The following is a 13,857-nucleotide window of genomic DNA, read 5'->3' as shown; positions in this document are numbered from 1 at the left end:
CCTTTCTCCGCCAGGTGAGATCACGGCTGCGCTGCCGCTGCCCTCACAAGAGGTGATCGGCGAACCAACGTGACGCCTCCTCGGCCGCGACGGCCAGCTTGGCCCGATCGCTGTAGAGCGTCATGTGCGAAGTGTGCGGGAGGACGACCAGTTTCTTCTTCTCGGTGGGGATCCGGTTGTAGCTCTCGATCTCGAGATCCCAGAGCGTCAGATCGTCGCCTTCCGCGACGATCATGAGCGTCGGCAGGTCATAGATACGGGTGACGAACGGGTTGACGTCATAATTGAGGAGCAGATCGACCGACTCCATCGTGCTGGAGTTCTGATAGAGCGGCGCCTCCGTCTCCTGCAGTTTCGCAAAGGTCGTTCGCGTCTCCGGAAACGGCCACGACGACAGTTCCTCCTCCGGGCTCTCACTCGCGTGCGGAAGGTACAGCCGGCTGTCCGGGTCCTCGTACCGAAGTCGCCGGTCCTGGAGGATCGCCTCCCACAACCTGCGGTAACCGATGGTCCCGTGCACGCGGCGCATGTTGCGGTAGCCGTCCACCACCGGGATCTGACTGACGATCGCCTTCACCCGGGGATCGGTCGCGCCCAGGATCAGGACGTGCCCGCCGGAGTACGAGATTCCCCAGGCCCCCAGGCGATCCGCGTCGATTCCGTCGCCGCGTTCGAGGAAACTCAGGGCGTTCTGGTAGTCACGGATCTGCGCCCATGGATCAAGGTGCTGCCTGGGCTCGCCCTCGGACGCGCCGAGGCAGCGGTAGTCGAATATCAGGGCGGCCATGCCCATGGACGCGAATGCCTCGGCGTAATAGGGCATGACCAGTTCGCGGACATAGCACCAACCGCCGGCGAGCACCACCGCGGGAACGTCCCCCACCGCGTCGTCGGGCCGATACAACCAGCCTCTGATCAGAGTGCCTTCGCTGTCGAACTCGACATCTTCTCGGCGCATAGCGGCCTCTCCGAAGCGTGGGCGAATTGATGAGGTACAGGCATGGGCCGACCGGCGCCCGGCTCGCGGTGGAGCGGGGCGACTGGTCGAAATAGTCGAATGGTCGTGGGCCCGACAGTCGATCGGATCGCCGTGATCTGGCGGGGTGCGGACCATCGTGGATCGCCGTAACATGATTGTCAAGTGCCACTTGACGCCCATTTGCGGGAAATTTTCCGGCCCCGGACGGCGGCCCCGGCCCGAGTCAACGTCAAGTGGCACTGGACACTGTCGGGGCGGGCTGGCTACATTGCGGACGGAGAGCGCGGACGGAGTCACGGTGCGCGCCGGAGGGAGCCCCCCATGGATCGTGCGCAGCTACTCGACGCCTACCGCCGGATGGTCGTCATCCGCCGGATGGAGGAGTGCATCTCGATCCTCTACCGCGACGGGCTCGTGCCCGGTTTCGTCCACACCTCGGTCGGCCAGGAGGCCTGCGCGGTCGGTGCGCTGTTCCACGCACGGCCCGAGGACGTGATCACCTCGACCCACCGCGGGCACGGGCACGTCCTCGCCAAGGGCCTCGAACCACGACGCATGCTCGCCGAGCTGCTGGGCAAGGAGACCGGCTCGTGCCGGGGCCGGGGCGGTTCGATGCATGTCGCCGATCCGAGCATCGGGATCTTCGGCGCGAACGGCATCGTCGGCGCGGGACTCCCCATCGCGGTCGGCGCCGCGCACGCTCTCGCCGGCCGCGGCGGCGGCGACCTGGTGGTGGCGTTCTTCGGTGACGGCGCCGTGGCCACGGGCGCCTTCCACGAGTCGCTCAACCTCGCCGCCCTGCGCGGGCTGCCGGTGGTGTTCTTCTGCGAGAACAACGGATACTCCGAGTTCTCGCGTGCCGCCGATCAGCATCCCGTGCCGATCGCGCAGCGCGCCCTCGCCTACGGCGTCCCCTTCGTCGAGCTGGCCGGAAACGACGTGGCGGCCGTGGCGGACGGCATGGTCGAGGTGTTCGACAAGGTCCGTTCCGGCGGCGGCCCGTTCCTCGTCGAGGGCCGGACGATGCGGGTCGGCGGTCACTACGAGGGCGACGGGCAGCGCTACCGGGATCAGGCCGAGCTGGCCGGGCTGTCCGCGCACGATCCGCTGGTGCGTGCCCGCGCGCGGCTCACCGGACTCGGTCTCACCACCGCCGAGATCGACGAGGTGGATCGGGCGGCCGAGGCGGTCGTCGCCGAGGCCGAGACCTTCGCCCGCAGGTCCGCCGAGCCGGACCCGGCGGGCGCCACCGACCACGTGTACGCGCGGCGCCGCAGCCCGGCACCGCCCGTCGCCCTCCCGGCGACCGGCGACCAGCCCTCCTCCGGATCCCGCATCCTCCGGCAGGCCCTGCACGACGCGCTCACCGACGACCCCTCCGTGTTCCTCGCGGGCATCGACGTCGCCGGCGGCAACGTCTTCGGCATCACCCGCGGCCTGCACGAGCGGTTTCCGGACCGGGTGCTCGACACCCCGATCGCCGAGACAGCGATCATGGGACTGGGCGTGGGAGCGGCGATGGCCGGTCTCAGACCGGTGGTCGAGCTCATGTACCTCGACTTCCTCGGGGTGTGCTTCGACCAGATCCTCAACCAGGCCGCCAAACTGCGGTTCATGACCGGCGGGGCGGTCACCGTCCCGCTGGTGATCCGCACCCAGTTCGGTTCGGGCCGCTCGTCCGGCAGCCAGCACTCGCAGAGCCTCGAGACGCTGATGGCGCACGTCCCCGGGTTGACGGTCGTGATGCCCAGCTCGGGAGCGGACACCTACGGCCTGCTGCGCTCGGCCATCGAGGACGACAACCCCGTCGTGTTCATCGAGAACCGGCTGCTGTACGAGAAGAAGTCCCCCATGCCGCCCAGCGATCACCGTGTTCCGCTCGGCCAGGCCAGAATCGTCCGGTCGGGGCGCGACGTCACGCTCGTGTCCTGGTCACGCATGGTCCTCGACGCGCTCGAGGCCGCCGAGACGCTCAGCGCGGAGGGCATCGAGGCCGAGGTGATCGACCTGCGGACGATCGTTCCCCTGGACCGGGAGACCGTGCTCGGCTCGCTGCGGCGCACCAACCGGCTGGTCGTCGCACACGAGGCCGTGGTGGACTTCGGGGTCGGCGCCGAACTCGCGGCGCTCGCCGTGCGCGAGGGTTTCTGGTCGCTCGACGCACCGGTCGGCCGGGTCGGCGCGGCCTACTCTCCGGCGCCGTACGCACCCGCGCTCGAAAGGCGATGGAGCGCGGGACCGGCCGACATCGTCGCCATGGTGCGCGAGGTGGTCGCGTGCTGAGCGCGACCAGACCGCACACGGCCGGCCATGACCTGCCGCACGAGACGTTCGTCGACCGCCTGCGGTCTTCGGCCGGGAGCCATGCGGACACGGTCGCGGTGGTCGAGGGCGGTACGACGCTCACGTATGCCGAGCTCGTGTCGGCCGCCGAGAGCGTCGCCGCCGGACTGCGCGCGCGGGGAGTCGAGCCGGGCGATCGCGTCGTCACCCAGCTGCCCAACTGGTGGGAGTCGGTGGCCGTGGCGTGGGGCGTCTTCCTCGCCGGCGGCGTCCTGGTGCCGGTCGTGCCGATCTACCGGGCTCATGAGCTCCGCTTCATCATCGGCCAGGTTCGTCCCAGGGCGGTCGTCGCGCCGTCCCTGTTCCGTTCCCATGCGCATGCCGCCGAGCTCCGCTCGGTCCTCACCGGCCTGTCCTCGGATGCCGTGCTGGTGAGCGTCCGCGGCCGGGCTCCCGGCGCCGACCCGCTCGACGACCTGCTGCGAACCGCGGTGCCGGAGCCGCCCGGACCACGAGCGCGACCCGACCACGTCGCGGTCGTGCTGTACACCTCGGGCACCACCGCACAGCCCAAAGGCGTGCTGCACAGCCACCAGACCCTGCTCGCCGAAGCACGCGACATGGCCCGCTCCTGCCGGCTGGACGACCACGACCGGGTGTTCATGGCGTCTCCGCTGAGCCACATCACCGGGCTGAGCTACGGCATCGTGCTGCCGGCCGATCTGGGGTGCGGCGTGGTGCTGCAGGACAGGTGGGACGCGGCGGCGGCGGTCGAGCTGATCGAGTCCAACGGCTGCACCTTCACCGTGAGCGCGACGCCGTTCCTGCGTGGGCTGGCCGACCGCTACTCCGGGCGCGCCGGGTCCAGCCTGCGCATCTTCGTCTGCGGCGGGGCCGACATCCCTACCGAGCTGGTGCGCCGCGCGCACCGGGTGATGGGGAGCAGCGTCGTCCGCACCTACGGGTCGACCGAACTGCCGACCTCGTCGATGGCCGACCCGCTGGGCGATCTCGACGAGGCCGCCGCCGGGGAGGGCAGGCCGATGGGACGCAACGAGATGGTCGTGCGGAACGACGACGACGGCATGCCGGAACTGCTCGTACGCGGACCGGAGCTCTTTCTCGGTTACCTCGACGCCGGGCTCAATGACGCCGCATTCACCGCCGACGGCTACTTCCGCACCGGCGACCAGGCGCGCCTGGACGCGGACGGCACGGTGCACATCACCGGCCGGATCAAGGACATCATCAACCGCGGCGGGGAGAAGTTCAGCGTCGCCGAAGTGGAGTCGTCGCTCCTGGAACATCCGTGGGTGAGCGACGTCGCCGTGGTGAGCTACCCGGACCCCGTCCTCGTCGAACGCGCCTGTGCCTATGTCGTTCCGGTCGCCGGCCGAACGCCGACTCTCGACGATCTGCGCGAACATCTAGTGCAATCCGGACTAGCGACGCAAAAGGCCCCGGAAATGCTGAAGATAGTGGATCACCTGCCAAGGACCGCGAGCGGAAAGGTGCAGCGTTTCGCTTTGCGCGAGCAGTTGCGCGCCGAGCCGCCGGCAGCAGCCGTTCGCCCCGGCCCGCGGGACGGTGAGGCACATTGTCCGCCTCCATCGACGGGCCCTGTACGCTGAGATATATACCGCAACCAACCATCGCAGGGAGCACCGCGTGGTCGTGTCGCGCAATGTCGGCCCGGGCGGAATGAGCGGCTCCGTCGGACAGAACGTCCGTCGTGAGCGCATGCAGGCCGGGCTGTCGGTGCGTGAAATGGCACGCCGGCTGGGGGTCTCGGCGAGTTTCCTCTCCCAGTTCGAGCTGGGCCAGAGCCAGGCCACGGTGAGCACCCTGTTCGCCATCGCAACCGAGCTCAACCTGTCCCTGGACGAACTGCTCGGACATTCGGTGTCGCCGGCCAGGCAAACGGCCACGGATAAGAACGGCGAACCAGACGCCGAGGGCGCAAAGGACACTCCGCCGGTCGCCGAGTATCTCGCCTTCCAGACCGGCGTGCGATGGCACCGGCTGACCGACGAGATCGGTGGCGATCGCATCGACTTCCTGCTCACCGAATACGAGCCCGGTGCCGACTCCGCCCCGGCCGACCAGCCTCAGCAGCACAAGGGAAACGACTACGGCTACGTTCTCGAGGGCACACTGACCATCGTGATCAATGGCGAGCGGAAGCAGTTCACGCAGGGCAACGCCATCGCGATGCGCGGCGACGTGCCGCACCGGCTGCTCAACGAGACCGACGAACTGGTGCGCGCCATCTGGTTCGTCACCGGTTGATCCCACGTTCCGCCCGGCGGCGCCCGCCCGCCGGTCCGGCCCGCGCCAGGCGGCGGGCCGGCCGGCCGCCGGTGCTCAGGTGCTCCTCCCCCGGCTCGGCGGGTGGTCGCGGTCCTCGGTCACACCCGCCGCAGCGGCGGCTCCGGAGTCGACGACGACGGCGCGTTCGTCCTCGACCCGGATGGCCCCGGTCATGATGGCGACGACGTCGGACATGGAGTAGTCGGCCGGATCGACGACGGCGGCGCGCCGGCCGAGCCGCTGGACGTGGATGCGGTCCGCGATCTCGAACACCTGCGGCATGTTGTGGCTGATCAGGACGACCGGCAGGCCGCGGTCGCGGACCCTGCGGATGAGGTCGAGGACCTGACCCGACTCCTTGACCCCGAGCGCGGCGGTGGGCTCGTCCATGATGACGACGTGCTGGGCCCAGGCCGCGGCGCGGGCCACCGCGACGCCCTGCCGCTGGCCGCCGGACAGGGTCTCCACGCGCTGGGTGAGCGAGCGCAGCCCGATCTTCAGCTCGTCCATGTGCTGGGCGGCCTCGGCGCGCATCCGCGGCTTGTCCAGGAGCCGGAACACCCGCCCGAGGACGCCCGGCCGGCGCAGCTCCCGGCCGAGGAACAGGTTGCCGGCGATGTCGAGGGCGGGCGCCACGGCGAGGTCCTGGTAGACGGTCTCGATGCCGTTGCGGCGGGCGTCGATCGGGCTGCGGAAGTGCACCACCTCGCCGTCCAGCCGGATCTCGCCCTGGTCGGGCTGCACCGCACCGGTCAGTGCCTTGATCAGGCTCGACTTCCCGGCGCCGTTGTCTCCGATGACCGCGAGCACCTCGCCGGGCAGCAGATCGAAGTCGGCGCCGTCCAGCGCGGTGACCTGGCCGTAGCGCTTGACGAGCCCGCGGGCGGACAGAACGGCGGTCATGAGGTCCTCCGGCGCGAGATCTGGTCGATGGTGACGGCCAGGATGACCAGGATCCCGGTGATGAGGATCTGGTAGATGGAGCTCACCCCCATGAGCTGGAGGCCGTTGCGGATCACACCGACGATCAGCGCGCCGATCAGGGTGCCGAGCACGGCGCCGCGGCCGCCGAACAGGCTCGTGCCGCCCAGCACCACGGCGGTGATGCTCTCCAGGTTGTCGGTCTGCCCCGCCTTGGGATCACCGACGCCGGTACGGGCGACCAGCAGCAGGGCGGCGACGCCGTAGACCAGCCCGGCGATGGCGTAGACGGCCAGCAGCAGCCGCTTGGTCGGGATGCCGGTGAGCCGCGCGGCCTCGGGGTTGTTGCCGACGGCGTAGACGTGCTTGCCCCACGCCGTCTGGCTGAGCAGGTAGGCGAACACCAGGAACAGCGCGATCACCAGCACCGACCCGTACGTCACGTCGGTGCTGCCGAGACGGAAGGTGTTTCCGAGCGCCGTCAGCGCCGAGGGGAGCTGGGTGACCGTCTCCTCGTTGGAGTAGATGTGGGTCAGCGCGAAGGCGATGTTGAGCATGCCCAGCGTGACGATGAACGGCGGCAGCGAGATCCGGGTGACCAGCAGGCCGTTGGCCAGCCCGAAGGCGCCGCAGACCAGGATGCCGAGGGCGATCGCCACCAGCGGCGGCACGGTCCCGTCGACCGCCAGCTTGGTCATGACGATGGTGCCGAACGCCATGACGGCGCCGTTGGACAGGTCGATCCCGGCGGTGAGGATGATCAGCGTCTGCCCGATGGCCAGGGCGCCGACCACCATGACCTGCTGGATGATCAGCGAGAGGTTGCCGCCGGTCAGGAACGTGTCGGTGCGCAGGGTGAAGAAGACGCAGGCCAGCAGCAGGGCGGCGAGCGGGCCGAGGGTGGAGCCGCTGACCGCGGTGCGCCACGCGGGCGCCGGGCGGGCGGCCGGTGGCGCCGGGGCGGGCGCGGTCGTCGGGGTGGTCATCGTGCGAAACACCTCCAAGGGTGGCTGGTACGAGGAGGGCCGGGGCCCGGCCCGGTGCGGACCGGGCCCCGCGGGGGCTCAGCCCCAGCAGTTGGCGAGACCGAAGGCGGTGTCCTTCGAGTCGACGCCGGGCACCGCCTTGTCGCTGATGAGGGTGACGCCGGTGTCGGTGTAGCCCGAGGCCTTCGTCCCACCCTGCGCGTAGGCGACCACCGCGTCCACACCCTGCGAGGCCATCTTCAGCGGGTACTGCTGGGAGGTCGCCGCGATCTGGCCGCTCTTGACCGCGCGGGTCCCGGTGCAGCCGCCGTCCACGGAGACGATCATGACGCTCTTGTCCAGCCCCTTCGCCTTGAGGGCCGTGTACGCGCCCAGCGCGGCCGGTTCGTTGATCGTGTACACGAGGTTGATGCCGGGTGTCCTGGTCAGGCAGTTCTCCATCGCGGTCTGCCCCTTGGCCTGGTCGCCCTGGGTGTCCTGGGAGCAGACGACCTGCGGGGCCGAGGCCAGCGCGGTCGCCTTGTCGTCGACGCTCGCGGCGCCGAAGCCCTTGAGGAAGCCGTTGTGCCGCAGGATGCCGACGGTGACGCCGGGGGCCAGGTCGAGGGTGGCGATCTTGGCGGGCTTGCCGGCCATCCGGGCCTTGGCGTACTGGCCGATCAGCACGCCCGCCTGGAAGTTGTTGGTGGCGAACAGCGCGTCGACCGCGTTCTGCGGCTCCGTCGGGGTGTCGAGGGTGATGACCAGGATGCCCTTGGCCCGGGCCTTCTGGATGGCGGGGACGATCGCCTTGGTGTCGCTCGGCGTGATGAGGATGCCCTTCACGCCCGCCGCGACCATGTTCTCGATGGCCGTCACCTGGCTCTCGTTGTCGCCGTCGAACTTGCCGGCGGCCGTCATCAGGGTGACGCCCTTGGCCTTGGCCTCCTTGGCTGCACCGTCCTTCATCTTCACGAAGAACGGGTTGGTCTCGGTCTTGGTGATCAGGCCGACCTTCACCTTGCCGGACGAGCCGGACGTGCTCGACGAGCTGCAGCCGGCGAGCAGGGCGGCGCCCGCCGCCACGACCGCGACCACGGCGATCAGGGCACGACGGCGCGGACGGGTGTTCGTGGGGGTGGGAGTGACTGCCGGGGCCATGATGACCTCCTCGGATTCTCCGGCGATTCCGCCGGAAGGGGTTTCGCCCGGGTTTCGTAGGCGTTATCTTGCGGTCACGAAAGCGTTTGCGCAAGCGTTTGCGCAATCGCTTTCGTCACGAACGGGTCTCGACGAAGCAGGGGGGCAGATGGTCACGATGGCCGACGTGGCGCGGCAGGCCGGCATCTCGGTCTCCACGGTGTCGCACGTCATCAACGGCACGCGCTTCGTGAAGGAGGAGACCCGCAAGCGTGTCCTGGCGGCCGTCAAGGACTCCGGCTACATCCACAACACCATCGCCAAGTCCCTGGTCAGCGGCAGCACCCAGACCATCGGGCTGGCGATCTCGGCGATCACGAACTTCTACTTCGCCGACATCGTGTCCGCGATCGAGGCGGAGGTCGGCCGGGCCGGTTACACCCTGCTGCTGTCGGACACCCATGACGACCCGGCCAAGGAGCTCCACGTCGTGGAGGCTCTCCACCAGCGGCGGGTGGACGGCGTCCTGCTGGCTACGGCGGCCGGGCCGGGCGGTGCGGCCCTGCGCTACCTCGGCGACCTCGGCGTGCCCGCGGTGCTGGTGGACCGCTGCGCGTCCGGGGACTTCGACCAGGTCGGCAGCGAGAACGTCGAGGCGACGGCCCGGCTCACCGGGCATCTCGCCGAGCAGGGCCACCGCCGCATCGCCATGGTCTCCGGCCGCCCGGGGCTGTCCACCAGCGACGAACGCGTCCGCGGCTACCGCGAGGGACTGCGCAGGAGCGGGCTGGACGGCGACGACCGGCTCATCACCACCGGAGGCTCGAACGCCGACGAGGCCGAACGCGCCGTCTGCGGGCTGCTGGAACTCGCCGACCCGCCGACCGCGCTGGTGGTCGCCAACAACCACATGACGATCGGGGCGGTACGGACCCTGGACCAGCTGGGGGTGCGCGTGCCCGAGGACATCGCGCTGGTGTCGTTCGACGACTTCGAGTGGGCCGCGCACTTCCGGCCGCGGCTCACCACGATGGCCCAGCCGATCCGGGAGATCGGGGCCCGCGCCGTGCAGCTGCTGCTGGCCCGGATCGGCGATCCCCGCCGGCCGCCGGAGACCGTACGGCTCGAACCGCGGTTCATGCACCGCGAGTCGTGCGGCTGCGCCCCGGACCCGGCTCCGGCCCGCCCCCGGGGACCCGGCCGCCCGGCGGGCCAGGAGATGATCGGACCATCATGAGTCACATAGCGGTGATCGGCGAGGCCGTGGCCGACGCCTTCCCCGGGGCCGGCTCCGGCCCCGCCTCCGGCCGGCGGGCGCGGGGCGTGCTGGAGCTGGAGGTCAGGCCGGGCGGCAGCCCGGTGAACACCGCGATCGCGCTCGGCCGCCTGGGCACCCCCACCAGCTTCATCGGCAGGCTCGCGTCCGGGCCGTTCGGGGACCTCGTCCGCGGTCACCTGGTCGCCTCCCGGGTCGACCTGACCCACTGCGTGCGGGCCGCCGAACCCGCCACGCTCGCCATCACCGCGATCGACGCCTCCGGGCAGGCGACCTACGACTTCTACGCCGAGGGCACCGCCGACTGGCAGTGGACCCGCGAGGAGCTCGCCCCGCGCCGGCCCGCCGAGGTGTCCTGCGTGCACACCGGATCCCTCGCCCTGATCCGCGAGCCGGGCGGGCCCCTGATCGAGGAACTGCTCGAGGACGTGCGCCCGCACGCCACCGTCTCCATCGATCCCAACGTCCGGCCCCGCCTGGTCCCCCCGGACGCCTACCGCGCCCGCCTGGGCCGCTGGACCCGGCTGGCCGACATCTTCCGGCTCAGCGACGAGGACTTCGGGCTCCTCTACCCCGGCGCCGACCTGGAGCGGGTGTGCGACGGCTGGCACGACGACGGGGTACGCCTCGTGGTGGTCACCCGGGGGGCCGAGGGCGCCTTCGCCTCCCTCGACGGCACCCGCCTGACCGTTCCCGCACCGGACATCACCCCCGTGGACACCGTCGGCGCGGGTGACGCCTTCACCGCCGGCCTGCTGCACTGGCTGGACGGCCGGGGACGGCTGGGCGGCCGGCTCGGCGAGGTGACCCTCGACGACCTCCGGCGCGCGATGACCTTCGCCGCCCACGTCGCCGCCGAGACCTGCAAGGTGCCCGGCGCCGATCCGCCGTGGGGCGGCTCCCTGCCCGCCGACACCACCGGCGCCCTGGGCTGACACCGGCCCCGGTGGCCGTGACAGGGCGATCTCAGCCGTCCCGGGTCCCCCGCCTTTCGCGCGACTCCGGGCCCCGCTCGAAACGAATGGCGCCGTACCGGGTCGCGACATCCATCAAGGAAAAACGCCGCCGCGTAATACATCGATCTCGCGAATGCACGACAAGGGGCGTATGCCCTATTTGTGACTACCGAGCGCTCCAACTCCGTTGCCCTGAGTTATTGCGATCAAGGATATTCGGACGTTAGCGTGAGTGGCGCAGAAGGGCGCATATTACTGGCTGCGGGCGTTTCGCCGGCCACTTCCAGTGCGCGCCATTCTCGGAGACAGGCACTCGACAGTTCCCTGTTGGTTCACAAACGGAATGGTGGTGCGGTTCGTGACGGAGTCGGGTTCTGGTGTGGAGAGTGGTCAGGCGCAGTTGAGCCTGGGCACCGAGGCGGCGCGCAATCTCGCGACGACCACGAAGTCCGTGCCCCAGATGCAGGGCATCACCTCCCGGTGGCTGCTGCGGCTGCTGCCCTGGGTGCAGGTCGCCGGCGGGGCGTACCGGGTGAACCGGCGGCTCACCTACACCGTGGGCGACGGACGGGTCACGTTCACCACGACCGGCTCGCACGTGCAGGTGATTCCGCAGGAGCTGCGCGAGCTCCCGCTGCTGCGGGACTTCGGCGACAACACCGTGCTGGAGACGCTCTCCGGCCGGTTCACCCAGCAGGAGTTCGAGCCGGGCGACGTCATCGTCGAGGCCGGCCGCCCGGCCGACCAGGCCGTCCTCATCGCGCACGGCAAGGTGCACAAGATCGGCGCCGGCAAGTACGGCGACCAGGCCGTGCTCGGGGTGCTCGCGGACGGCGACCACTTCGGCGACCAGACGCTCATCGGTGCGCGCGGCGACTGGGAGTTCACCGTCAAGGCCGTCACCGGCTGCACGGTCCTGACGCTTTCCCGGCAGGAGTTCCAGGAACTGCTCGGCCGGTCCGACACGCTGCGCGCGCACGTCGAGCAATTGCAGTCCGGCCCGGATCAGTCGCAGAACAAATACGGCGAGGCGGCCATCGAATTGGCGTCCGGGCACACCGGCGAGCCACAATTGCCCGGCACCTTCGTCGACTACGAACTGGCCCCCCGGGAATACGAGCTGAGCGTCGCCCAGACCGTTCTGCAAGTGCACACCCGGGTGGCGGATCTCTACAACGAGCCGATGAACCAGATCGAGCAGCAACTGCGGCTGACCATCGAGGCATTGCGCGAGCGCCAGGAGCACGAGCTCATCAACAACCCCGAATTCGGGCTGCTGCACAACGCGGACCTCAACCAGCGCATCCACACCCGGAGCGGCCCGCCCACCCCCGATGACCTGGACGAACTGCTCTCCCGGCGGCGCAACTCACGCTTCTTCCTCGCGCACCCCCGCACCATCGCGGCGTTCGGGCGGGAGTGCAACCGGCGGGGCCTGTACCCGCAGAGCGTGGAGTTCGGCGACAGCATGGTGCCCTCGTGGCGCGGGGTGCCCATCTTCCCCTGCAACAAGATCCCCATCACCAAGTCCGCGACCAGTTCCATCCTCGTCATGCGCACCGGGGAGGAGGACCAGGGCGTCATCGGCCTGCACCAGACCGGCATCCCCGACGAATACCAGCCCAGTCTCTCGGTGCGGTTCATGGGCATCAACGAGAAGGCCATCATGTCCTACCTCGTCAGTGCCTATTACTCCGCGGCCGTCCTGGTTCCCGACGCACTCGGCATCCTCGAGAACGTCGAGATCGCGCGTTCGGACGACTGAAGTCCCGGCGGCGGGGGCGCCCGCCACGGAGGGGGCCCGCGCCCCCCCCCCGTCCGGTCCGCACCCGGTGGCCCGGTGGCTCATCGCCCGGCGCCCGGTCCCGGACCGTCCCGCGGCCGGGGATCCGGGGCCGGGCAGGCAGGCGACGAAAGGTGTCAGGCAGATGGGCCCCACAGAGGAGATGACCGAGGACCGGTCGGCGCACGAGGTGCTGGCCTGGGGCCGCGTCGTCGTCGATCCGGCGCTGCGGGAGGCGGTCGACACGCTGCCCGGCGCGATGCGGCTGATCAGTGGCTACCACTTCGGCTGGTGGGACGAGCGGGGCAGGCCGACCGGCACGGACGGCGGGAAGGCCCTGCGTCCCACGCTGGTGCTGCTGGCGGCAGGCGCCGCCGGCGGTGCGCACACCGCGGCGCTGCCCGCCGCGGTCGCGGTCGAGCTCGTGCACAACTTCTCGCTGCTGCACGACGACGTGATGGACGGGGACCTGACCCGCCGCCACCGCCCCACGGCATGGAGCGTGTTCGGGACCAACGCGGCCATCCTGGTGGGGGACGCGCTGCTGACCCTGGCCTTCGACGTCGTCGCCGCCGGGCGGCATCCCTCCGCGCAGGCGGGCACCAGGATGCTCTCCGCCGCGGTGCAGGACCTGGTGGAGGGCCAGAGCTCGGACATGGCGTTCGAGGACCGCGCGAACGTCGGCCTGGCCGAGTGCCTGGGCATGGTGGGCGGCAAGACCGGTGCCCTGCTGGGGTGCGCGTGCGCACTCGGTGCCACGTTCGGCGACGGTGATGCCGAGCAGGTCGGGCACCTGCGCGCCTTCGGCGAGAACCTCGGCGTGGCCTTCCAGCTGGTCGACGATCTCCTGGGCATCTGGGGAGATCCCGCGGTGACCGGCAAACCGGTCTACTCGGACCTGCACAACCGGAAGAAGTCCCTGCCCGTGGTGGCCGCCCTGAGCTCCGGCACGGCCGCCGGCACCGAGCTGGCCGAGCTCTACCGCCGCGAGCAGCCGCTGACGGACGCCGAGGTCGTCCACGCCGCGGACCTCATCGGCCGCGCGGGCGGGCGTGCCTGGAGCAAGGCGCACGCCGACCAGCTGCTGGCCGAGGCACTGCGCCGGCTGCGGGCGGCCCGTCCCGCCGAGCGGGCGGCCACCGAGCTCGAGGGACTGGCCCGGCTGGTCACCCGGCGCGACCGCTGAGGCCGAAGGCCCTCGCATCTGCAAAGACTTCACCACGGCGCGTTTTCCGCCTCTATCA

The 13,857-nt window shown here is 70.4% G+C and carries 11 protein-coding genes; 7 read left to right on the top strand and 4 right to left on the bottom strand.

Features of this window, described 5'->3' with window-relative positions; translation table 11 throughout:
• Window positions 1-43 precede the first annotated feature (43 nt).
• A complete protein-coding gene (locus ACRYCC_RS16320) occupies window positions 44-958 on the bottom strand; it encodes an alpha/beta hydrolase (protein WP_433813896.1) in 915 nt (304 codons plus the stop codon).
• A gap of 342 nt (window positions 959-1,300) precedes the next feature.
• Between ACRYCC_RS16320 and ACRYCC_RS16315 the strand changes: the two genes are divergently transcribed.
• Genes ACRYCC_RS16315 through ACRYCC_RS16305 form a run of 3 tightly spaced genes read left to right on the top strand, consistent with a single transcriptional unit; the run spans window position 1,301 to window position 5,551 of the window.
• Window positions 1,301-3,262 (top strand): alpha-ketoacid dehydrogenase subunit alpha/beta, encoded by a 1,962-nt coding sequence (locus tag ACRYCC_RS16315; RefSeq protein WP_433812895.1) that lies wholly within the window; start codon window positions 1,301-1,303, stop codon window positions 3,260-3,262.
• Complete coding sequence (locus ACRYCC_RS16310) at window positions 3,256-4,893, top strand: AMP-binding protein (protein WP_433812893.1); 1,638 nt, start codon at window positions 3,256-3,258, stop codon at window positions 4,891-4,893. The genes ACRYCC_RS16315 and ACRYCC_RS16310 overlap by 7 nt, the downstream gene beginning before the upstream one ends.
• A 37-nt stretch (window positions 4,894-4,930) precedes the next feature.
• A complete protein-coding gene (locus ACRYCC_RS16305) occupies window positions 4,931-5,551 on the top strand; it encodes a helix-turn-helix domain-containing protein (protein WP_433812891.1) in 621 nt (206 codons plus the stop codon).
• A gap of 75 nt (window positions 5,552-5,626) precedes the next feature.
• Here the strand turns inward: ACRYCC_RS16305 and ACRYCC_RS16300 are convergent, their stop codons facing one another.
• The 3 genes from ACRYCC_RS16300 to ACRYCC_RS16290 all read right to left on the bottom strand — a co-directional run bounded on the left by ACRYCC_RS16300 (window position 5,627) and on the right by ACRYCC_RS16290 (window position 8,619).
• Complete coding sequence (locus tag ACRYCC_RS16300; RefSeq protein ID WP_433812889.1) at window positions 5,627-6,475, bottom strand: ATP-binding cassette domain-containing protein; 849 nt, start codon at window positions 6,473-6,475, stop codon at window positions 5,627-5,629.
• Window positions 6,472-7,479 carry an ABC transporter permease gene (locus tag ACRYCC_RS16295; protein WP_433812887.1) on the bottom strand — a complete coding sequence of 336 codons (1,008 nt, stop codon included), beginning with the start codon at window positions 7,477-7,479 and terminating at the stop codon, window positions 6,472-6,474. The genes ACRYCC_RS16300 and ACRYCC_RS16295 overlap by 4 nt, the downstream gene beginning before the upstream one ends.
• 78 nt (window positions 7,480-7,557) lie before the next feature.
• Window positions 7,558-8,619 (bottom strand): sugar ABC transporter substrate-binding protein, encoded by a 1,062-nt coding sequence (locus tag ACRYCC_RS16290; RefSeq protein ID WP_433812885.1) that lies wholly within the window; start codon window positions 8,617-8,619, stop codon window positions 7,558-7,560.
• 148 nt (window positions 8,620-8,767) lie between these two features.
• Between ACRYCC_RS16290 and ACRYCC_RS16285 the strand changes: the two genes are divergently transcribed.
• The 4 genes from ACRYCC_RS16285 (at window position 8,768) to ACRYCC_RS16270 (ending at window position 13,799) form a co-directional block, all read left to right on the top strand.
• The gene (locus ACRYCC_RS16285; RefSeq protein ID WP_433812883.1) at window positions 8,768-9,835 is read left to right on the top strand and encodes a LacI family DNA-binding transcriptional regulator; all 1,068 of its coding nucleotides are present in this window, start codon (window positions 8,768-8,770) and stop codon (window positions 9,833-9,835) included.
• Complete coding sequence (locus ACRYCC_RS16280; RefSeq protein WP_433812881.1) at window positions 9,832-10,809, top strand: carbohydrate kinase family protein; 978 nt, start codon at window positions 9,832-9,834, stop codon at window positions 10,807-10,809. Before ACRYCC_RS16285 ends, ACRYCC_RS16280 begins: the two co-directional genes overlap by 4 nt.
• A 364-nt stretch (window positions 10,810-11,173) precedes the next feature.
• The gene (locus ACRYCC_RS16275) at window positions 11,174-12,595 is read left to right on the top strand and encodes a family 2B encapsulin nanocompartment shell protein (protein ID WP_433812880.1); all 1,422 of its coding nucleotides are present in this window, start codon (window positions 11,174-11,176) and stop codon (window positions 12,593-12,595) included.
• Window positions 12,596-12,758: 163 nt separating this feature from the next.
• On the top strand, window positions 12,759-13,799 hold the full coding sequence (locus tag ACRYCC_RS16270) for a family 2 encapsulin nanocompartment cargo protein polyprenyl transferase (RefSeq protein WP_433812878.1): 1,041 nt from the start codon (window positions 12,759-12,761) through the stop codon (window positions 13,797-13,799).
• The last annotated feature ends 58 nt before the right edge of the window (window positions 13,800-13,857 follow it).

Origin of the sequence: Actinomadura scrupuli (genome assembly GCF_050971785.1) — a bacterium.
Classification (GTDB): domain Bacteria; phylum Actinomycetota; class Actinomycetes; order Streptosporangiales; family Streptosporangiaceae; genus Actinomadura_E; species Actinomadura_E scrupuli.
This window is presented reverse-complemented; position numbering and strand designations above follow the sequence as displayed.

What these genes read in the sequence shown, in the direction of transcription:
- ACRYCC_RS16295 (WP_433812887.1), bottom strand. Translation starts at nt 7,479, where the DNA reads ATGACCACCCCGACGACCGCGCCCGCCCCGGCGCCACCGGCCGCCCGC.
- ACRYCC_RS16290 (WP_433812885.1), bottom strand. Translation starts at nt 8,619, where the DNA reads ATGGCCCCGGCAGTCACTCCCACCCCCACGAACACCCGTCCGCGCCGT.
- ACRYCC_RS16320 (WP_433813896.1), bottom strand. Translation starts at nt 958, where the DNA reads ATGCGCCGAGAAGATGTCGAGTTCGACAGCGAAGGCACTCTGATCAGA.
- ACRYCC_RS16285 (WP_433812883.1), top strand. Translation starts at nt 8,768, where the DNA reads ATGGTCACGATGGCCGACGTGGCGCGGCAGGCCGGCATCTCGGTCTCC.
- ACRYCC_RS16270 (WP_433812878.1), top strand. Translation starts at nt 12,759, where the DNA reads ATGGGCCCCACAGAGGAGATGACCGAGGACCGGTCGGCGCACGAGGTG.
- ACRYCC_RS16300 (WP_433812889.1), bottom strand. Translation starts at nt 6,475, where the DNA reads ATGACCGCCGTTCTGTCCGCCCGCGGGCTCGTCAAGCGCTACGGCCAG.
- ACRYCC_RS16280 (WP_433812881.1), top strand. Translation starts at nt 9,832, where the DNA reads ATGAGTCACATAGCGGTGATCGGCGAGGCCGTGGCCGACGCCTTCCCC.
- ACRYCC_RS16315 (WP_433812895.1), top strand. Translation starts at nt 1,301, where the DNA reads ATGGATCGTGCGCAGCTACTCGACGCCTACCGCCGGATGGTCGTCATC.
- ACRYCC_RS16275 (WP_433812880.1), top strand. Translation starts at nt 11,174, where the DNA reads ATGGTGGTGCGGTTCGTGACGGAGTCGGGTTCTGGTGTGGAGAGTGGT.